Source organism: Stenotrophomonas oahuensis (assembly GCF_031834595.1).
Lineage (GTDB): Bacteria > Pseudomonadota > Gammaproteobacteria > Xanthomonadales > Xanthomonadaceae > Stenotrophomonas > Stenotrophomonas oahuensis.
Genome location: NZ_CP115541.1, coordinates 3226287 through 3246661, shown reverse-complemented (window position 1 = coordinate 3246661; position 20375 = coordinate 3226287). Strand labels below are relative to the sequence as shown.

Here is a 20375-nt window from a genome sequence, read left to right as displayed (position 1 = left end):
CGTTCTACAACTGGAGCTGCCCGCCGGGCCTGTATCAGCGCTCGCGCAGCGACTCGTCCACGTGCTGTTGCAACGGACTCAGCAGGTAATCAAGCACCCGCCGTTTGCCGGTCTTGATCTCGGCACTCAACGTCATGCCTGCCGAGAGATTCACTTTGACGCCATCAATCTGCAGCGAACTGCGCTCCAGGTGAATCCGTGCCGGGAACACCAGCCCCAGCTTCTCGTCCTGCGCGGCGTCATGAGAAATGCTGGTGACCTTGCCGGTCAGATAGCCATAGCGGGTGTACGGGAAGCTCTCCACTTTCACCGTCACCTGCTGTCCCGGGCGCACGAAACCAATGTCCTTGTTCAGTACGCTGGCCTCGATCTCCAGCGCCTCCTCGCTGGGAACCACGGCCAGCAGCGCCTGTGCAGGTGTGACAACACCGCCCTCGGTGTGCACGGCCAGCTGCTGCACCGTGCCGGCCACGGGGGCGCGCAGGGTCATCAGGCGATCACGTTGCCCGGCCTTGGCCAGTTCCGGTGCGGCCTGCCCGATCTGCTCCTGTGCAACGCGCAGTCCGTCCAGCGTCTGCTGCCGGAAATCGGTGACCAGCACCCGCAGCTCCTCACGCGCCGCCAGCAGGGCCGAGCGGATCTCGTTGGCCCGATTGCGCTGGGCGGCCAGGTCACGCTCGGCGGCAATGCGCTCCTGCTCGCGCAGCAGGTAATCGTGGCGGCCGACGAAGTTGCCCTCAACCAACCGGCCGTAGTCCTCGGCGCGCAACGTGGTGATGCGCGCCGACTCGGCCATCGGCCCAATGGCGGCTTCGGTGGTGTGCAGCTCGGCCTGGCGCTGCGCGATGCTCGCCTGCAGACTCTGCCGGCGCGCCTGGAGTGCATCGTACTGACTGAGCGCCAGCGCCCGCTCGGCTTCCACGCGCGCCGCCGGAAGATCGTCGGCCGCTGCGAATACCGGGGCGTGGCCTGCGTCCACGGCGGTTGCCATGGCCTGCAGCCGCAAGGCGGCCAGACGCGCGTTGAGCAAGGCATCCCCGGCCTTGCTGCGGTCGGCCGCAGCGCCGGTGGCGTCGAGCTCGATGAGCGGCTGACCGGCAGCCACTTGCTGCCCGTCGCGAACCAGGATGCGCCGGACCACAGCGGTTTCGCTGGGCTGTACCACCTTCGTACGCGAGTCGACCACGGTGCGGCCGGACGCTACTGCCACGATGTCCACGTGCCCGAAGAACGACCATATCAGGGCGATGCAGAAGAAACTGATGATCGCGGCCATGGTCCAGCGCACGGTGGGCGATATCGGTCGTTCGACCAGCTCCAGGCTGGCGGGCAGGAACTCGCGCGCGCTCGCATCACGCGCGGGACGCTCGCTCTGGTGCCGGTCCTGCCAGGCCTGACGCGCCACCGCTGCATAACGCTGGGCGAATGCTTTCCATGCTCCAAGGATGTGCTTCATGGTCCCCCCTGCTGCAGGCGGTGGAGCCGGGCGTAATGTCCATCTACGCGTTCAACCAGCTCGGCATGGGTGCCGTTTTCCACGATGCGGCCCTGCTCCATGACGATGATGCGGTTGGCCTGCCGCACGGTGGATAGACGATGGGCAATGATCAGCACGGTCCGCCCTGCACAGATGCTGCGCATGTTGGACATCACGGCGTGTTCGGACTCGTAGTCAAGCGCGCTGGTGGCTTCGTCGAATATTAGAATGCGCGGGTCGCCGACCAGCGCGCGGGCAATGGCCACCCGCTGGCGCTGACCGCCGGAGAGGCCCGCGCCCTGCTCGCCCACGTGGGTGTCATAGCCTTCCGGCAGTGCGGAAATGAACTCGTGCGCCCCGGCCAGCTTCGCGGCCTGGATGACACGCTCCAGCGGCATGCCCGGGTCCCCCAGGGCGATGTTGTCGCGAATCGAGCGGTTGAACAGGAAGTTCTCCTGCAGCACGACGCCCAACTGGCGGCGCAGCCAGGCCGGGTCTGCCAAGGCCAGATCCTGGCCATCAATCGTCACGCGCCCGCGCTCGGGTACATAGAGCCGCTGCACCAGCTTGGTCAACGTACTTTTGCCAGAGCCGGAACGCCCCACGATACCGATCACTTCACCCGGGCGGATCTCCAGGTCCACGCCCGCCAGCACCTCTGGCGCGTCCGGACGATAGCGGAAAACAATGTTTTCAAAGCGCACCGCGCCCTTGATGGGGGGAAGTGCCATTCGGCTGCCGGGAAGCTCGGTGCGTGTATTGAGGATGTCCCCGAGACGATCAACCGAGATGCCCACCTGCTGGAAATCCTGCCACAACTGCGCCAGACGGATGATCGGCGCGGCCACCTGTCCGGACAGCATGTTGAAGGCGATCAGCTGACCCAGCGTGAGCTTGCCATCGATGACCAGACGCGCGCCGAAGAACAGAATCGCAATAGCCACCAGCTTCTGCACCAGCTGCACGCTTTGTTGACCGAGCGTGGCGATGCGGGTGACCGAGAAACCCGCGTCCACGTAGCCCGCCAGTTGGTTGTCCCAGGTGCGGGTCACGCGCGGATCCACCGCCATGGCCTTCACCGTGCCGATGCCCGTCACGGTCTCAACCAGGAAGGACTGATTGTCCGCGCTACGGGCGAACTTCTCGTTCAACCTGCGGCGAAGTACCGGCGTGATGCCGGCGGAAATCAGCGCATACACCGGCAGGGAAATGACCACGATCAGGGTCAGCCAGCCGCTGTAATAGAACATCACTGCCAGGAACACCACGGTGAACAGTAGATCGAGCAGCGAGGTCAGCGCCTGCCCGGTCAGAAAGGTTCGGATGTTCTCCAGCTCGCGCACGCGGGCAATGGTGTCACCGACGCGGCGTGACTCGAAGTAGGCCAACGGCAACGCCAGCACGTGCCGGAACAGACGCGCGCCCAGTTCCACGTCGATCTTGCTGGTGGTGTGCGAAAGCACGTAGGTGCGCAGCCCGCTGAGGATGACCTCGAACACTGCCATGCACACCAGGCCGATCGTGATCACCTCCAAGGTGGTCCAACCGCGATGGACCAGCACCTTGTCCATCACCACCTGGTAGAAGAGCGGCGTGACCAGTGCGAACAACTGGATGAACAGCGACACCACCAGCACTTCGACCAGCAGACGTCGATACTTGATGACCGCCGGAATGAACCAGCTGAAATCAAATCGCGCCAGTTCGCCGAGCACCGATGCCTTGGATGCGACCAGCAGCACGCGGCCACGATAACGCTCGCTCAGCTCGGCCTCGGTCACTGTGCGTGGGCGACGCTCACGCAGGTCATGGATCAGCGCCTTGCCATCGCCCAGGCGACCGATGATGAAGGCCTCCCCATCTTCGCCCAATGCCAGCGCGGGCAATGCCAGCTGCGCCAGGCGTGCCAGCGGCACGTTCACGATCTTTGCCTTCAAACCGAGCCCGCGCGCCGCCAACACAAGGGCGGCATCGTCTACTTCGCCGGCGACCTGTCCGGACTGATGTAACAGCTGCGCTGCATCGGCAGCGATTCCATGAAACTGAGCCAGCAGCACCAGTCCCCTCAAGCGCAGGTCCTCAGACGCACCTACCTCTGCACCGTCTATGACGGTCAAGGCCGCATTCCCTTGTGGCATTTGAAATTTCGCGTGCTCGGCTGATGTGCACGCATCCCCTTCTGGCGGATTCTGCGAGGCACCCGAAACACTGTCAATGCGCCAGATGGCGCAAATTCAATAATGATTTTTTATGAACGAATCGACGCTACAGGAGCTTGAACCGCATCACATATTTCCGTTCATCCAATAAAAAACGGCCGGGTTGCCCCGGCCGTCTTCATTCACGCGTCAAGTTCGATGGATCAGAACTTGTACTTCAGGGTCAGCTGCATCGACCAGCGCGACACGCCGGTGTTGCCCTTGTCGTTGTTGTTTTCCTGGATGGTCGGAGTATCGGTGGAACCGGTGAAGTTGTAGATGTACTTGCCGGTTGCCGGGTCGATACCGGCGAAGCTGGCCACACGAGCGGTCGAGTTGAAACCGTAATCGTTGATGCGGCCCCACTTCTTGTTCAGCAGGTTGCCGACATTCATGATGTCCAGCGCCAGCTCACCCTTGTGCTCCTTCATGAAGCCCGGGAACTCCTGCGAAATACGCATATCGAAGGTGTTCACGAAGCCGGTACGGAAGGCGTTGGCCGGAGCGATCTGGCCCTGGTAGGCGGCCAGCTGCGGGTTCTTGGCCAGCCAGTCGAAGAAGGCCTGCTCCATCGCGGCACCGCCAGTCCACTTCACGTCGCCCACGCCATTCGGCACGTAGAACAGGTCGTTGAAGTAGCCGGCACCCGAGGTCGAGGCGGCGTCGCCGTTCATGTCGTTGTAGTAGATGTAGCTGTACGGACGACCCGAACGGCCTTCGTAGAACAGGCCGACGCTGGTGTTGTAATCGCCGAAGAACGCCTTCTTCCAGTTGATCGAGGCGGTCACGCGGTCCTTGATCGCATAGCGCGAGTCATAGGCCACGTTCTCGTTGGCGGTGCCAATGAGGGTGCTGCCCCAGTTGGAGGTGTTCTGCGAGCTGGTCAGCGGGCTGACTTCCTTCGCGGCGGTGTAGGTGTAGGCCAGCGACCAGCCCCAGTTTTCCATCAGCGGCTTGTTCAGGCCAACGGTGAACTGACGGCTGGAACCCTTGTCGGTGTTCCGCAGCAGCATCACGTCACCCATGTTGCTCGGGCGGTAGTACTTGCCCTGGGCGTTCGCAGCACCGGTGCGGTTCGGGGAACCGTTACGCACCGAGCAGTTGGCAGGGTTGGCGGCGGTGCCGACACACGGAATGTAGCCAGCTTCGTTCCAGTACAGCTCACGACCGTCCTGGCCGATACGGGTGTAGCTCTGGCCGGCGGCGTTGTACAGGTCCAGACGCTCGAAATACAGCGCATCATTGACCTTGGTGTACAGGAACTCAGCCGACGCCACGATGCCGTACCACGGCAGTTCGGTATCGAAGGCCAGGTTGCTCTTCCACACCGACGGCAGCTTCAGGCCCGGCTCGATGATGTCGACGTTGTCACGCGCGGTGACAGTGCCACCCGGGTAGTACGGCGGCTGGTCAGGGGTGAAGATCGCACCCGGGTTGTTGAGCGTGAATTCCTGGTAGTTGAAACCAGTATTCTGGTAGGCACCGGCCATCCACACATTCGGAGCCGCACCGCCGAACAGGCCCACGCCGCCACGCAGCTGGGTCGGACGCTCGGTGTCGAAGGTGTAGTTGAAGCCGAAGCGCGGCTGCACCAGCTTGTCGTCCGGCATGACGGTGTTGTCATAGCCGTAGGTCGACATGATGCGCGGGTTGTACAGCTTCTGGTCACTGAAGTCCGGCATGTCGACGCGGACACCCAGCTGCAGGGTCAGGTTGCTGTTGACCGCCCAGCTGTCCTGCACGAACAAACCGGTGTTCTTCAACTCGTAGCGGGCCGGAACGTCGTCCAGGCTGCCGCCCGGCAGCGGAGCGCGCACGATGTACTGACTCGGGGTGCCGGCAGCGAACGCGTCCAGGTTGGCGAAGGTGTACACGCCATTGAGGTTACGGCCGTAGTAGTTCAGCAGCTCGTTCTTGGAGTAGTCGAAGCCGAACTTGACGGTGTGGTCGCCGACGTACCAGGTACCGGCACCGAAGGCGCTCAGTTCCTTGGATTCGATGATGTTGACGTGGGTGTTCTGCTCGGTACCGAAGTACAGCGAGTCATTGCCACCGGTGCCGAAACCACGCACCTGGATCTGCGGCAGGTTCGAGTACGGGGTGCGGACGGCCGAGTAGTCCTTGTGCGCAACCTTGAATTCGGTCGAGAAGTTCTCGGACCAGTCGCTGAACACTTCACCCATGACCGACTCATAGGTCTTGGGCAGGTCATACCAGAAGCTGCTCAGCGAAACCGCGCTGCTGCTGATCTGCGGGAAGCGGGCCACGGTCTGTTCCATCTTGTTGTAACGGATGGCAGCACGGTGGTTGTCGCTGATGTTCCAGTCGACCTTCAGTGCGTATTCTTCGATTTCGGTGTTGTTCGACGGCGCGCTCAGCGTGCCGGCGTCGAAGCCATAACCGGTGGCGATCTGCTGCGCACGGGTGATGTCGGCATCGGAGATGGTGCCCTTGCCGTACGGGGTGTCGCTCAGGCTGGTGCCCGGAGCCGAACGCTCCATCTTTTCGTAGTTGGCGAAGAAGAACAGCTTGTCCTTGACGATCGGGCCGCCCAGGGTCATGCCGTAGGTCTTTTCGTCGTCGAAGCCGTTGAAGCGGACGCCTTCCAGGTCCTTGCGGACCATGTCCTTGTCGCGGTACGCGTAGTACACGGTACCGCCGAAGTTGTTGGTACCCGACTTGGTCACGGCGTTGATCACCGCACCGGTACCACCGGCGATGGTGGTGTCGTAGTTGGCAACGTCGATGTTGATTTCCTGGATCGCGTCCATCGACACCGGCTGACGCTCGGTCGGCAGGTTGTTGGATTCCAGGCCGAACGGATCGGCGGCGCTGATGCCGTCGATGCGGATCGCGTTGTAACGGGTGTTCTGGCCACCGGCCGAGATCGCACCGTCAGCCTTGCTGACCTGCGAGATGCGCGGGTCGAGGCGGATGTAATCCTGGATGTTGCGGTTGGCGGACGGCAGCGAATCGATGGTTTCGCGGTTGACGTTCGAACCGGTACCCATCTTGTAGGCGCTGAACACGTCCGAACCACCAGCCACGGCAACAACCTGCACGGCGTCCAGGTTGGTGGCGGCGGCGACGTCGCCGGTCAGGGCGGCGTTGATGGTGTTGACCTGATTCAGGTTCAGGTAGACGCCTTCTTCGGTCTTGGTGCCTTCACCCGCCTTGTTGATGGTGATGGTGTACGGACCACCCACGCGCAGACCGCGCGCAGCGTAACGACCCGAGGCATCGGTGGTGGCACGGCTGACGGTGCCCGACTCGGTGTGCGTGATGGTGACTTCGGCACCAACCACAGGGGCGCCTGCGGCGGACGTGACCTGGCCGCCGACACCGGCAGAGGTGCTCTGGGCGAAGGCGGGAGCGGCTGCAAGAGCGGCCACGAGACCAAGGGTGAGCTTGGACATCCGGAGTGGGTGGGTCATTTTTGGGTAGCCTCGATGCGAGAGTGGCGATTTGCGGAGAAAAAACGCGCCCACGCGGCCCCGTAGATGGCCGAATGGACTTAGATCTGGGTTCCCTATGCCGCAGGCTGGTTTCAGCCGCAACGGTTAACACTAGATTAACACGATAGCCCCGATATGTGACGGTTTGGCGACAACGCGCACACCATCACAACGAAATCGTGACGCTTTCTTCACATCCGCCGTTCAGGAAATACCGGCTCCTTGCCGGCAGGGCGGAAGGTAATGGCCGTTGATGTCAGGGGGGTTACGCGAAGGGCAGCCGGGCAAGCCCGGCTCTACGCGGGCGGCGCGATATCCAGTACCTGTCCGCGATGTTCCGCCCCGGCGGCTGAGAGCAACAGGACTGCCGCCTCCGCGCATTCGGCGGGGTGCCGAGCAGACGTGTCCTCGTCCAGCGAGAACGCCCGCGCCCGCAGCGCGGTGCGCATCGGGCCCGGCTGCAGGCCGCTGACGCGAACCGGCCCGCGCGCCAGTTCGGCGTGCAGGCTGGCGATCAGCCCGCGCAGGCCGTATTGGGCCGCGCCATAGCCGCCCCAGTACGCCTGCCCTACCCGCGCCGGGTCGTCCACGGTGAACACCAGCGCGGCATCGTCGCGCTGCTTCAGCAATGGAAGGCAGGCCTGGGCCAGCCAGGCCGGGGCGGTCAGATTGACATGCACGGCGCGCGCGAACGCGGCCGGGTCGGCCAGCTCGAACGGGGTCAGGCCGGCGAAGTCAGCGGCGCAGTACAACAGCCCGTCCAGCCGGCCCAGCTCTCCCTGCAGGCGCTCGGCCAGGGTGGCGTAGTCGTCAGGCGTGGCCCCTTCCAGGTCCAGCGGATAGAGCAGCGGTTCCGGACCCACGGCTTGGACCGCGCTGTAGACCCGGTCCAGCCGGCGCGGTTTGCGCCCCAGCAGGACCACGGTCGCCCCGGCTGCGGCGCAGGCCACCGCCGCAGCGCTGCCAAAGCCGCCGCCAGCGCCAACAATGAGAATGATGCGGTCGGCCAGCGACCCGCTCCCGACCGCCACGGACGGGAGTGCACTCATCCGTGCGCGGCCTCTTCGACGATGCGCTTGAGCTCGCCGGCCTCGAACAGCTCCAGCACGATGTCGCAGCCGCCGATCAGCTCGCCGTGGATGAACAGCTGCGGGAACGTGGGCAGGTTGGAGAAGCGCGGCAGGTTGGCACGCACTTCCGGCTCTTCCAGCACGTTGACCGTGCGCAGATTGACCGCACCGGCGGCCATCAGCGCCTGCACGGCGCGGCTGGAGAACCCGCACATCGGGTACTGCGGGGTGCCCTTCATGAACAACACGAGGGGATAACGATCGACTTCCTGTTGGATCTGCTGCAAGACCGCCACCACACCTCTCCTGCGTTGCGGAACCATCCGACCCCGGGTGGTCGGATAGACTTCCCCTGCGCCCATTGTAATGCGGTTGACCCCGCGCCGGACGTCTGTGCCCCACTCTCCCGGATCGCCATGCCCTTCGACCTGCCCCGCCTGCCCTTCGACCGCACCGCCCTGCAGCCGCATCTGTCGGCGGCCAGTCTCGATCTGCACCTGGGACATCACCGCGCTTACGTGGAGTCCGTGAATGCGCGGATCGACGGCACCGAGCTGGCGGAACTGCCGCTGGACGACCTGGTGCGGCAGAGCCAGGGCACGCTGTTCGACGCGGCGGCGCAGGCCTGGAACCATGCGTTTTTCTGGGAAGGGTTACGACCGCGCGGCAGCGCCGAGCCGCAGGCCCGGCTGGCGGAGCTGATCGGCCGTCATTTCGGCGACCTGCGCCGGTTGCGCGAGGAGTTCGACCGCGCCGCACTGGGGCTGTTCGGGTCCGGCTGGGTGTGGCTGGTGCAGCACCCCAACAGTACGTTGGCAGTGCAGGTCACCCGCAACGCGGGTACACCACTGGTGGGCCAGAGCACGCCGCTGCTGGGGTGTGACCTGTGGGAGCACGCGTATTACACCGACTTCCAGAACGACCGGGCGAAATACCTGGAAGCGTTCTGGAAGGTGGTGAACTGGGATGCGGTGGCAATGCGGTTGCGGGATTGATCCCGCCGGTCACGACCAACGGTCGTGACCTACCGGTGAAAGCAGTGCGGGAGGTAGGTCACGACCGTTGGTCGTGACCCGCCCCATCAGGCACGCAGCGCGTCAGCCGCCGGGGCTACCTGATCGCCGCGATCCAGCTGCTTGCCCACCGCTTCCAGCCCCGCGGCCAGCGCTGCGGCGTCATCGTTACGCAGGGTGGCGTGGCCAACCTTGCGGCCATCCCTCGGCTGCTTGCCGTAGTCGTGCCAGTGCCCGCCCGGCTGGGCCAGCACCGCCGTCGCGTCGGGCATCGCACCGATCCAGTTGAGCATGCAGGCATGGCCGAGCATGCGGGTGTCGCCGAGCGGCAGGCCGAGCACCGCGCGCAGGTGGTTTTCGAACTGCGAGGTTTCGCTGCCCTCGATGGTCCAGTGCCCGGAGTTGTGCACGCGCGGCGCCATTTCGTTGGCCAGCAGTTCGTCGCCGCGGCAGAACAGTTCCAGCGCGAACACGCCGACATAGTCCAGGCGCTCGGCCAGGGTGCGGGCGTAGCCGATGGCGGCCTGCTGCTGCGCCGGGCTCAACACGGCGGGTGCCAGACTGACCGACAGCACGCCGTCCACATGCCAGTTGCCGGTGACCGGCCAGGCGCGGAACTCGCCGTCACGGCCGCGCACGGCGACCACGCTGACCTCGCGGTCGAAGGCCACGAAGCCTTCCAGGATCAGCCCGGTGCGCTCGACCTGTGCACCCAGTGCGGTCCAGGCCGCGTCAATATCGGCTTCCCTGCGCAGACGGAACTGGCCCTTGCCGTCGTAGCCCAGGCGGCGGGTCTTGAGGATGCACGGCAGCCCGAACTCCCCTACCCGCGCGGCCAGCTCATCGCGGCTGCGGATGTCGGCGAACGGCGGCAGTGGAATGCCCAGCTCGCGGAACAGGGTCTTCTCGCTCAGGCGGTCCTGCGCCACGGCCAGGGCGTCCGGATTCGGATACACCGGCACGCGTTCGGCCAGGAAACGGGCGCTGTGCGCGGGCACGTTCTCGAAATCGAAGGTGACCACGTCCACCTTTGCCGCAAACGCGGCCAGGGCGGCTTCGTCATCGAACGCGGCCACCTGCAGCGGGGCCAACTGGCCGGCGCAGGCATCGGCCGCCGGGTCGAACAGTTCGAAGCGCAGGCCCTGCGGCGCACCGGCCAGCACCATCATGCGGGCGAGCTGGCCGCCGCCCAGAATGCCGACGGTACGGGTCATTGGCGCGGGTCGTCGTGGGCCATGACGTCTTCGGTCTGGCGCGAGCGGAAGGCTTCCAGCGCCTGGCCGATGGCCGGCTGCTCCGGTGCCAGCAGCGCAGCCGCGAACAAGGCCGCGTTCGATGCCCCGGCGTTGCCGATGGCGAAGGTAGCGACCGGAATGCCAGCCGGCATCTGCACGATAGACAGCAGTGAATCCATGCCGTTGAGGGCCTTGGACTGCACCGGCACACCCAGCACCGGCACCGCGGTCTTGGCCGCGACCATGCCCGGCAGGTGCGCGGCACCGCCAGCGCCGGCGATGATGGCGCGCAGACCGCGTGCGCCGGCCTGTTCGGCGTAGGTGAACAGCACGTCCGGCGTACGATGCGCCGAGACCACCTTCACTTCATAGGGAACACCGAGGGCATCGAGCTTCTGCGCGGCGTGCTGCATGGTTTCCCAGTCCGAGCGGGAGCCCATGATGATGCCGACGAGCGGCACTGCGGGGTTGGGGGTCATTGGCCGTCACCTACCTTAAAGACGTATTCTAGCCGTCTTCCACGCAAGACGAAGAACCCATGGATCGCAAGCTGCTTGACCTGCTGGTGTCGCCGGACGCCCGCCAGCCCCTGTCCCTGCTCACCGCGAAGGGCCTGGAGGCCCTCAACCAGGCCATTTCGGCCGGGTCCGTGACCAAGGCCGACGGCAGCCCGCAGAGCCAGCCTCTGCGCGAAGCCCTGCTGACCCGCGACGGCAAGCAGGTATTCCGGGTCGACGACGGCATTCCGGTGCTGCTGGCCGAAGAAGCCATCGCCACCGCCCAGATCGCCGACTTCCCGGCGCAATGAGCCCTGCCCTGCTGCCGCCTGGGGCCGCACAGGTCGAGGCGGACGTGGCCCGCGCCCTGGCCGAGGACATCGGCAGCGGCGACGTCACCGCCGCCCTGCTGCCGGACCGGCCTGACCGCGCCTACCTGCTGTGCAAGCAGGACGCCGTGATCGCCGGTCGGCCATGGTTCGACGCCACCCACCGGGCGCTGGACCCCGATGTGCAGATCGACTGGCAGGTGGCCGAAGGTGATGCGGTAAAGGCCGGCACCGTGCTGGCGACCCTGCAGGGGCGCAACCGCAGTCTGGTCAGCGCCGAGCGCACCTCGCTCAATTTCCTGCAGACCCTGTCCGGTACCGCCACCACCACCGCGCGTTACGTGGCGGCCGTGGCTGGCACCGGTACGCGCATCCTGGACACCCGCAAGACCCTGCCCGGCCTGCGCGTCGCGCAGAAGTACGCCGTGCGCTGCGGCGGCGGTGACAACCATCGCCTGGGTCTGTTCGACACGGTGATGTTGAAGGAAAACCACATCCGCGCCGCCGGCTCGCTGAGCGCGGCGGTGCACGCCGCGCGTGCGCAGTGGACGCAGTTGCCGCTGGTGGTGGAAGTGGAAGACCTGGATCAGCTTCGCGAAGCGCTGGCGGTGGGCTGCGACCGGATTCTGATCGATGACTTCGATGCGGATCTGCGCCGCGAGGCGGTGAAGATCGCCGCCGGACGGATTCCGCTGGAGGTGTCCGGCAGTGTGGACCTGGCGGGATTGCGGGCGATTGCCGAGGACGGCGTGGACTGCATCTCGATTGGGGGCTTGACCAAGCATGTGCAGGCGATTGATCTGTCGTTGAAGCTGGGCGATCCGCCCAAGCGTTGACGTCGTGCCGACCAACGGTCGGCACCTACCGGCCGGGTAGCGCACGACCGTTGGTCGTGCGACGCGCAGATGGTCGTGCGGCTTTCACGAAATGCGCAACCCGCGTCTGCGACGCTCTCCCTACCCCCACCGGAGAACGCGCATGCGCCGGATGCTGTTGCCCGCCTGCCTGCTGCTCGCCGCCGCCCCCATTACCGCGGCAGCCGCTGAAGTCTGCGACATCCCGCCCCGCTATGGGCTGAGCCCGCTGGCCGTCAGCATCGTCCGCACCGCCTGCAACGAACACCGCCTGTGGTACCGCCCGTTCATTGACGGCGAAGGTCGGGCCGCCAATCTCGGCGTCAGCGAGGCCGAGCGCCTGTACCTGTCTGACGACGGCATGCCTGCGTGGCAACGCGTGGTCGCCTACTGGCGCGACAGCGGCACCTTGGGTCCGATGGGCAGCCAGCCCGGCGCGACCAGCTGCATGCAACCGTTCGGTACGCGCTACACCGACAGCGACTGCCGCGCCTTCATCATCGACAACCCGTGGTCGGCGGCCTTCATCTCCTGGGTGATGAGCCGCGCCGGCGTGCCGGGCTTTACCCGCTCCCCGCGCCACATCGATTACATCCGTGCGGCGTACGAGAACAGCGGGCCGTACCGGATGACCGACCCGGCGCTGGAAAAACCCGCGCCGGGCGACCTGCTGTGCTACCTGCGCGACCGCGACGAAACGCTGAGCTACGCCGGGCTGGTGCAGCAGCTCAGCGGGGGCAAGGTGGAGAACTGGAAATCGCATTGCGAGGTGGTGGTCGCGGCCAACATGGGCGGCGACCACACGCTGTACCTGATCGGCGGCAATGTCATGAATACGGTGGCGATGCGCAAGCTGCCACTGGATCGTAGCGGCCGCATCCAGCTGCCTCCGGCCCGATCCTACGGTCCGTATGACATCGGCTGCACACCCGGCCGCGAGGACGAGTGCAATTTCAATCGCCAGGATTGGGCGGCGCTGCTGAAGCTGGTGGCTTCCTCGCCCATGGGCTACACGCCGGCACCGGTGCCCGCTTCCACCCCGGCTACCCAGCCGTCACCCCTGCCCGCCCAGCCCGGCACGCCGGCAACCCCGACGCCGCAGAAGCCGACGTTCCCGCGCGTGGTTCCGCCGCGGCCGCAGCAGCAGCCTCCACAATCGCCTGCCAATCCGCCTCCGCGTACGTCGCCGTAACGCTTGATCTGGGCCCGTGTCGTCGCCATGTTGGTCGTTCCTGACCCGCTTCGACCGAGCCGACGATGCCCAGCTTGATCCTGTTGATGATTGCCGGCGCGTTTGCCTACGCCTTCTGGAATTCCTCGCGGGCGGCGGCCGAGCGCGCCATCGAGCTGGGCCGCAATGCCTGCCGCGCTGCCGATGTGCAGTGGCTGGACCAGGCCGTGCATGCCAGCAGTATCCGGGTGTGCCGCAAGGACAACGGCTGGCTGGGCTGGGAGCGTACTTACCGGTTCGAGTACTCGCATGACGGCATAGACCGTCATACCGGGCGCATGGTGCTGCGCGGCGACCAGCTGGTGGCGTTCGTGGGGCCCTCGGCCGCACGCATCAGCGAAATCCGGCAGTCGCCGGATACGCGGGGCGCGGAGGACGTGTAATTCAAGATCGACCGACCAACGGTCGGTCGCCACCGAAAAAAAAAGCCGCCCCAGGGGCGGCTTTTTTCATTTCACCACGCGCAGATGCGGACGGCCGCCACTGGGCTTGGGCGGGGTGTCGTCCGGGGTGGGCGTGTCATCCGGCGGCGTATCGTCGTCGTCCAGGCTGGGCTCATGCCCCGGAATATCGTCGGGCAGCGCCATGCCCTGGCCGGTTTCGCGGGCATAGACGGCCAGTACGGCCGAAATCGGCACCTGCACCGGGTGGCTCACGCCGGAAAAGCGTGCTGCGAAGCTGACCCAGGTGTTGTCGATCTCCAGCCCCATCACGGCACGGTCGGCGATGTTCAGCACTACCCGGCCGTCCTTGATCGCGCTGGGCGGCACCTGCACGCCCGGCATGCCGGCGTCGACCAGGATATGCGGGGTGAGCTGGTTGTCGTTGATCCATTGCACCAGCGCCCGCAGCAGGTACGGGCGGTGGCTGGTCATGCGGAATGTATCTTCAGTCATGGGGTGCGCCGGGCCATGCCCGGCTGATTATCAGCGTGAATACCGGTGACCAGTGTACGCGCACGGCCGGGCTGAGGTCACACAGGTAACTCGCGCAGCTTCTTTTCCTGGTCGGTCAGGCTGCGGATGAAGCCGGGGTGACGGAAGATGCGGTTGCCGTAGTCCTCGATGGCCTTGCCATCCTTGGGCAGCGCGACGTCGAGCGACTGCAGACGCCAGATGATCGGAGCCATGGCGCAATCGGCCAGGCTCATTTCAGGATTCAGGAAGAACTTGCTGGCCTTGAACAGCGGCACCGAGCTGGTCAGCAGCTCCTTGAGGCGCTTTCGGCCGGCTTCGGCCTGGGTCTTGTTGCCCAGCTGGATCGCCTGTACCTGCGGCACCCAGTCATGCTCGATGCGCAGCATGGCCAGACGGATGCGGGCGCGGGACAGCGGGTCCACCGGCATCAAGGGCGGGTGCGGATAGCGCTCATCCAGATACTCGCTGACCACCGAAGCCGCGTACAGCACCAGCTCGCGCTCCACCAGGGTGGGTACCGAATGGTACGGATTGAGATCGATCAGGTCTTCCGGCGGGTTCTGCGGGTCGACCGGCACGAAATCATAGGTGACCCCTTTGGCGGCCAGCACCAGGCGCACGCGGTGGCACAGGACATCATCGTTCGAGGAAAACAGCGTCAGGGTATTCCGCATGCGTACGCTCGCCGCCATCAAAGGCTCTCCAACGACCGAATCCGTCGGCCGTATCGGCGCTGCCGGCCCATTGCCGACAGTCGTCCCAGTGCCCGAGTGTGCAACCCCCCATCACAAAAGCCAATAGGTCAAAGGGTTGATGGGCGCGTGAAGCTCAGTGCACGTCTTTCCAGTATTCCTTCTTCAGCAGATACAACAGGAAGGTCAGGAAGGCCAGGAACAGAATCACCCAGACGCCCAGCTGCTGGCGCTTGAGCGCGGCCGGTTCACCGGCGTACTCGAGGAAATTGGTGATGTCCCGAACCGCCTGGTCATACTGGCCAGCGTCCACATTGCCCGGCTGCACAATGTTCAGCCCGGTCACCGGCGGATCGGCCCCGGGTGACTCGGGCTTGCCGTGCACCGCGTGCTGCAGGCCCTGCATTTCCCACAGCGGGTTGGGCATGGACGCATTCGGGAACAGCGCGTTGTTCCAGCCCAGCGGCCGGCCGGGATCCAGATAGAACGACTTGAGGTAGGTGTAGACCCAGTCACTGCCGCGCACCCGCGAAATCAGGGTGAGATCGGGCGGCATCTTGCCGAACCACTTCTCGGCCTCGGCCTTGGGCAGGGTCACCCCTACGGTTTCGCCGATGGCCGCGCCGGTGAAGTTGAGGTTGTTCATCACCTCTTCCTCGGACAGGCCCAGGTCCTTGGCCATGCGCGAATAGCGCAGGTATTTCAGTGCGTGGCAGCCGGAGCAGTAGTTCATGTACAACTGCGCGCCGCGCTGCAGCGACGCACGGTCGCCCAGGTCATTGCCGGCCTGCAGCGTCTTGCCGCCCTCGGCGGCACCGGCCACGGTGCTGGCCAGCATCAGCATGGCCGCGCAGGCCAGCCGCACAATCCAATGGTCAGTCATGCATGGTCACCCGGTCCGGTACCGGTTTGGTCCTGTCCAGCTTGGTCCATATCGGCATGGTGATGAAGAAGGCGAAATAGAGGAAGGTCAGCACGCGGCCGATGTAGGTCTCGTGCACATCGGTACCCGGGCCGGAACCGATCACGCCCAGCCAGATGAAGCACACCGCCAGCACCCCCAGCATGACCTTGGAGATCCAGCCGCGATAGCGCACCGACTTGACCTTGGCCTTGTCCAGCCAGGGCACCAGGAACAGGATCGCGATGGCCGAGAACATCACCAGCACGCCGCCCAGCTTGTTCGGCACCACCCGCAACATCGCGTAGTACGGCGTGTAGTACCACACCGGCTTGATGTGTTCCGGGGTCACCAGGCGATTGGCTTCGGTGAAGTTGTCGTGCTCCAGGAACAGGCCACCAAAGCCCGGCGCGAAGAAGATGATGAAGGCGGCAATGACGAGCAGGAAACCGGCCCCCACTGCATCCTTGAGCGTGTAATACGGATGGAACGGAATGCCATCGGCCGGTGCCGTGGCGGACCAGCGGTTGCCCTTCGGCCCCTTCTTGATCTCCACCCCGTCGGGGTTGTTGGACCCCACCTCGTGCAATGCGCCGATATGCAGCACCACCAGCAGCAGCAGCACCAGCGGCAGCGCGATCACATGAAGGGCGAAGAAGCGGTTGACGGTGGCGTCACTGGGCAGGTAGTCGCCCATGATCCATTCGGTCAGACCATTGCCGATCACCGGAATCGCCCCGAACAGCGAAATGATCACCTTCGCGCCCCAGAACGACATCTGGCCCCAGGGCAGCACATAGCCCATGAAGGCTTCGGCCATCAGCACCAGGTAGATCAGCATGCCCAGGATCCAGACCAGCTCGCGCGGCTTCTTGTAGCTGCCGTACAGCAGCCCGCGGAACATGTGCAGGTAGACCACGATGAAGAACAGCGAGGCCCCGGTGGAGTGCATGTAGCGGATCAGCCAGCCCCAGTCGACGTCACGCATGATCGTCAGTTCCACCGAGGTGAAGGCCTCGGCGGCGCTGGTCTTGTAGTGCATGGTGAGGAAGATGCCGGTCAATATCTGGTTGACCAGGATCAGCAGCGCGAGCGAGCCGAAGTAGTACCAGATGTTGAAGTTCTTCGGCGCGTAGTACTCGCTGACATGCTTGCGGTACATCGGCATCAGGCCGGGCGCGCGCTCATTGACCCAGTCGGCCACGCCGGTGGCGGTGCGGGAAAGAATGTTGGCCATGCTCAAGCCGCCCCCTGCGGGTCAACGCCAATGACGATGGTGTTGTCGTCCTGGTAGTGGTGCGGAGGCACCAGCAGATTGATCGGGGCCGGCACGTCCTTGAAGACGCGGCCGGACATATCGAAGCGCGACTTGTGGCAGGGGCAGAAGTAGCCGCCCTTCCATTCCGGGTCGTAAGGCTCGGGGCGGATTTCCGCGACCATTTCCGGTGAGCAGCCCAGATGGGTGCACAGCCCGACCAGCACCGAGACATCGGACTTGATCGACCGGAATTCGGGATTTTCCTTCAGCACGTAGTCCGGCTGCTGGTCTTTCTCGCCGGACTCGGGGTCCTTCAGGCGACCGTCCAGACCGGGCAGCGCCTCCAGGATGGCCTTGGAGCGCTTGACGATCCAGATCGGCTGACCGCGCCACTCCAGAACCAGCCGCTGGCCTTCCTGCAATGCGCTGATGTCGGCGATCACCGGTGCACCGGCCAATTGGGCGCGGGCGCTGGGATTCCAGGACTTGATGAACGGAACTGCTGCAAACCCGACGCCGACGGCACCCACCACCGCAGTGGTTGCGGAAAGAAATCGTCGACGACCAGTGTTGACTGGATCGTTTACCCCATCGTTGGCCATCCGGCACTCCGATATTGATTTAGGTAGCTTGAGGCTGCCAGTAGACCGGTGGGGGCCAGTCCACGTGAATCGGAACCGACTATAGCGGAACCTGACTCGGCGACACAACGGAAAGAATCCGATGGCACCGATCGGATTATTGCTGCGTTGCAGCTCCGCGGTAGCGGTCGGCCAGGAGTGCGACGCGCTTCACGTAGTACTGCGTCTCGCTGTACGGCGGCACGCCACCGTGGCGGTCAACCGCGCCTTCGCCAGCGTTGTAGCCGGCTGCGGCCAGGGTCAGGTTGCCGTTGAAGCGCTTGAGCAGCCACGACAGGTACTGCACGCCACCGCGGATGTTTTGCGCCGCATCATAGGAATCGGTGACCCCGAAGCGACGCGCGGTGGGCGGCATCAGCTGCATCAGCCCCTGCGCGCCCGCACGGCTGACGGCCGTGGGGTTGTAGGCCGACTCGGCGTGGATGACGGCGCGCACGATCGCCTCTTCGACCCCGAACTCGCGCGCGGCGGCGGCAATCTCGGCCTGGAAGGCGGTGGTGTTGAGCCGCACCGAACCGAAGTTCACCCCCGGGTTGGCCCCGCAGGCGTAGCAGCGCTCGATGTAGCTGTAGCGGATGGTGCGCACCTGGCCCAAGCTGGCCACCTGGGCCGGCCGGGCGCTGGTGTAGTGGCGCACGCCATCCTTCATATAGGAGTAGACCTGCCCGGACACCACTTTGCCCGGCTTGCTGCTGGCTTTCGGGGCCGAGGGCGCGGTCAGCACGGTCGCCGCCTGGGTCGGCGCTGCGCTGGCGGTGACCGCCGTGCTGGCGGCTGCGGTGTCGGCCTGGGCCGGGGTCGGGGCCGGCGTTGCCGCCACTGCCGTCGGAGCGGGAGCCGGGGCCGGAGTCGGCGGCGGGATGTAGCGCTTGGGCGCGCTGCGGTCCGGGCGGTAGTTGCTGACCACGCTGCAGGTCGCTTTTGGCACGCGCTTGCTGACGTAGCTGGGGATGCCGTCGTCGCCGACGCACTTGTACAGGGTGCCGGCACTGGCCGGCAGAGCGGTCAGCGCAGCCAAGGCCAGCGCAGCGATTGTCCCCACAATCCCCTTCATGGGGCGGAGTGTCCCCGTTTCGCGCCCTGTTAACAAGGGGGTAAACTAGCAGACTACCCCTGCCCGCCCACCCGACTGGAATAAGCGCCATGACCGGGACGCCAGCGTCACCCTCCGAACCCGTTGCCCGCCCCGATCTGATCCCCCTGCCCGGCTCCCGCCCGCAGGTGAATGGCCCGGTGCGCGGCAAGCTGTACATCAAGACCCACGGCTGTCAGATGAACGAGTACGACTCGACCAAGATGGCCGACGTGCTCGCCGCCGAGGAGGGCCTGGAACTTACCGACGACCCGGCCGAAGCCGACGTGCTGCTGATGAACACCTGTTCCATCCGCGAAAAGGCGCAGGAGAAGGTGTTCAGCCAGCTCGGCTACTGGAAGGCGCTGAAGAACAACGGCCGCGGCGTGATCATCGGCGTGGGCGGCTGCGTGGCCTCGCAGGAAGGCGAGGCGATCATCAAGCGCGCCCCGCACGTGGACCTGGTGTTTGGACCGCAGACCCTGCATCGCCTGCCGGAGCTGATCCGCCAGCGGCGTGAATCGGGCAAGTCGCAGGTCGACATCAGCTTCCCGGAAATCGAAAAGTTCGACCGCCTGCCCGAGCCGCGCGCCGAAGGCGGCTCCGCCTTTGTCTCGATCATGGAAGGCTGCTCCAAGTACTGCTCGTTCTGCGTGGTGCCCTACACCCGCGGCACGGAAGTCAGCCGTCCGTTCGAGGACGTGGTGGTGGAAGTAGCACAGCTGGCCAGCCAGGGCGTGCGCGAGATCAACCTGCTCGGCCAGAACGTCAACGCCTACCGCGGTCCGTATGGCGACGGCGAATTCGCCGACCTCGGCCTGCTGATCCGCACGATCGCGGAGATTGACGGCGTGGACCGCATCCGCTTCACCACCTCGCACCCGCTGGAGTTCAGCGACTCGCTGGTGGACGCTTACCGCGACGTGCCGCAGCTGGCCAACTTCCTGCATCTGCCGGTGCAGGCGGGCAGCGACCGCGTGCTGTCGGCGATGAAGCGCGGCTACACCGCGCTGGAGTTCAAGGCCAAGATCCGCAAGCTGCGCGCGGTTCGCCCGGACATTTCGATCAGCTCGGACTTCATTGTCGGCTTCCCCGGCGAAACCGAGGCCGATTTCGAGAAGACCATGAAGCTGATCGAAGACGTGGGCTTCGACCAGAGCTTCTCGTTCATCTATTCGCGTCGCCCCGGCACCCCGGCCGCGGACCTGGAAGACACGATCAGCGATGCGGAAAAGCACGCGCGGCTGTCGCGCCTGCAGGCCCGGATCAACGAGCAGGCGGCGGCGATTTCGCAGGCCATGGTCGGCACCGTGCAGACCGTGCTGGTGGAAGGGCCGTCGCGCAAGGATCCGAACGAGCTGACCGGCAAGACCGAGAACATGCGTTCGGTGAATTTCGCCGGGAAGATGCGCCTGGTGGGGCAGCTGGTGGATGTTGAGATCACCGAGGCGTACAGCAATTCGCTGCGTGGGCGGTTGGTGGTCGCCTGACCACCCGGCAGGTGCCGGTAGGTGCCGACCGTTGGTCGGCACGCC

The 20375-nt window shown here is 65.2% G+C and carries 19 protein-coding genes; 6 read left to right on the top strand and 13 right to left on the bottom strand.

The features are described from left to right. Nucleotides 1–34: 34 nt before the first annotated feature. The 5 genes from PDM29_RS14435 to grxD form a co-directional block, all read right to left on the bottom strand. Nucleotides 35–1456, bottom strand: a complete 1422-nt coding sequence (locus PDM29_RS14435) for an HlyD family type I secretion periplasmic adaptor subunit (RefSeq protein ID WP_311190787.1) — start codon at nt 1454–1456, stop codon at nt 35–37. Then, nucleotides 1453–3615: a type I secretion system permease/ATPase gene (locus PDM29_RS14430; protein ID WP_311190786.1), complete on the bottom strand. Its 2163-nt coding sequence runs from the start codon at nt 3613–3615 to the stop codon at nt 1453–1455. The genes PDM29_RS14435 and PDM29_RS14430 overlap by 4 nt, the downstream gene beginning before the upstream one ends. A gap of 224 nt (nt 3616–3839) precedes the next feature. Next, entirely contained in the window at nt 3840–7109 is a 3270-nt protein-coding gene (locus tag PDM29_RS14425; protein ID WP_311190785.1) for a TonB-dependent receptor, read from the bottom strand. Nucleotides 7110–7426: 317 nt separating this feature from the next. Beyond that, nucleotides 7427–8179, bottom strand: a complete 753-nt coding sequence (locus PDM29_RS14420; protein ID WP_311190784.1) for an SDR family NAD(P)-dependent oxidoreductase — start codon at nt 8177–8179, stop codon at nt 7427–7429. Continuing rightward, nucleotides 8176–8523, bottom strand: coding sequence for a Grx4 family monothiol glutaredoxin (gene grxD, locus PDM29_RS14415; protein ID WP_425508677.1), 348 nt, complete (start codon nt 8521–8523; stop codon nt 8176–8178). The genes PDM29_RS14420 and grxD overlap by 4 nt, the downstream gene beginning before the upstream one ends. 93 nt (nt 8524–8616) lie before the next feature. On the opposite strand from grxD, the gene PDM29_RS14410 reads away from it, so the two are divergent. After that, nucleotides 8617–9195: a superoxide dismutase gene (locus PDM29_RS14410; protein WP_311190783.1), complete on the top strand. Its 579-nt coding sequence runs from the start codon at nt 8617–8619 to the stop codon at nt 9193–9195. Nucleotides 9196–9281: 86 nt separating this feature from the next. On the opposite strand, the gene PDM29_RS14405 is transcribed toward PDM29_RS14410, so the two are convergent. Further along, nucleotides 9282–10427 carry a 5-(carboxyamino)imidazole ribonucleotide synthase gene (locus PDM29_RS14405; protein WP_311190782.1) on the bottom strand — a complete coding sequence of 382 codons (1146 nt, stop codon included), beginning with the start codon at nt 10425–10427 and terminating at the stop codon, nt 9282–9284. Beyond that, a complete protein-coding gene (purE, locus tag PDM29_RS14400; protein ID WP_311190781.1) occupies nt 10424–10927 on the bottom strand; it encodes a 5-(carboxyamino)imidazole ribonucleotide mutase in 504 nt (167 codons plus the stop codon). The genes PDM29_RS14405 and purE overlap by 4 nt, the downstream gene beginning before the upstream one ends. Nucleotides 10928–10986: 59 nt before the next feature. Between purE and PDM29_RS14395 the strand changes: the two genes are divergently transcribed. The 4 genes from PDM29_RS14395 to PDM29_RS14380 all read left to right on the top strand — a co-directional run bounded on the left by PDM29_RS14395 (nt 10987) and on the right by PDM29_RS14380 (nt 13742). After that, nucleotides 10987–11256, top strand: a complete 270-nt coding sequence (locus PDM29_RS14395; RefSeq protein WP_311190780.1) for a Trm112 family protein — start codon at nt 10987–10989, stop codon at nt 11254–11256. Then, nucleotides 11253–12110 (top strand): carboxylating nicotinate-nucleotide diphosphorylase, encoded by an 858-nt coding sequence (gene nadC / locus PDM29_RS14390; protein WP_311190779.1) that lies wholly within the window; start codon nt 11253–11255, stop codon nt 12108–12110. The genes PDM29_RS14395 and nadC overlap by 4 nt, the downstream gene beginning before the upstream one ends. 142 nt (nt 12111–12252) lie before the next feature. Continuing rightward, the gene (locus PDM29_RS14385; protein ID WP_311190778.1) at nt 12253–13320 is read left to right on the top strand and encodes a DUF2272 domain-containing protein; all 1068 of its coding nucleotides are present in this window, start codon (nt 12253–12255) and stop codon (nt 13318–13320) included. Between the two features lie 65 nt (nt 13321–13385). Beyond that, nucleotides 13386–13742, top strand: a complete 357-nt coding sequence (locus PDM29_RS14380; RefSeq protein ID WP_311190777.1) for a DUF3301 domain-containing protein — start codon at nt 13386–13388, stop codon at nt 13740–13742. A 66-nt stretch (nt 13743–13808) separates the two neighbouring features. On the opposite strand, the gene PDM29_RS14375 is transcribed toward PDM29_RS14380, so the two are convergent. The 6 genes from PDM29_RS14375 to PDM29_RS14350 all read right to left on the bottom strand — a co-directional run bounded on the left by PDM29_RS14375 (nt 13809) and on the right by PDM29_RS14350 (nt 18822). After that, complete coding sequence (locus PDM29_RS14375) at nt 13809–14255, bottom strand: ClpXP protease specificity-enhancing factor (protein ID WP_311190776.1); 447 nt, start codon at nt 14253–14255, stop codon at nt 13809–13811. A 77-nt stretch (nt 14256–14332) separates the two neighbouring features. Continuing rightward, the gene (locus PDM29_RS14370; RefSeq protein WP_282297768.1) at nt 14333–14968 is read right to left on the bottom strand and encodes a glutathione S-transferase N-terminal domain-containing protein; all 636 of its coding nucleotides are present in this window, start codon (nt 14966–14968) and stop codon (nt 14333–14335) included. A 136-nt stretch (nt 14969–15104) separates the two neighbouring features. After that, complete coding sequence (locus PDM29_RS14365; protein WP_311190775.1) at nt 15105–15851, bottom strand: cytochrome c1; 747 nt, start codon at nt 15849–15851, stop codon at nt 15105–15107. After that, nucleotides 15844–17106: a cytochrome b gene (locus PDM29_RS14360; protein ID WP_311190774.1), complete on the bottom strand. Its 1263-nt coding sequence runs from the start codon at nt 17104–17106 to the stop codon at nt 15844–15846. Before PDM29_RS14360 ends, PDM29_RS14365 begins: the two co-directional genes overlap by 8 nt. A 2-nt stretch (nt 17107–17108) precedes the next feature. Next, complete coding sequence (petA, locus tag PDM29_RS14355) at nt 17109–17729, bottom strand: ubiquinol-cytochrome c reductase iron-sulfur subunit (RefSeq protein WP_311190773.1); 621 nt, start codon at nt 17727–17729, stop codon at nt 17109–17111. Between the two features lie 136 nt (nt 17730–17865). Next, nucleotides 17866–18822 (bottom strand): lytic transglycosylase domain-containing protein, encoded by a 957-nt coding sequence (locus PDM29_RS14350; RefSeq protein WP_311190772.1) that lies wholly within the window; start codon nt 18820–18822, stop codon nt 17866–17868. 89 nt (nt 18823–18911) lie between these two features. Here PDM29_RS14350 and miaB point away from each other — a divergent pair, with 89 nt between their 5' ends. Then, nucleotides 18912–20330: a tRNA (N6-isopentenyl adenosine(37)-C2)-methylthiotransferase MiaB gene (gene miaB / locus PDM29_RS14345; RefSeq protein WP_311190771.1), complete on the top strand. Its 1419-nt coding sequence runs from the start codon at nt 18912–18914 to the stop codon at nt 20328–20330. Nucleotides 20331–20375: the final 45 nt, after the last annotated feature.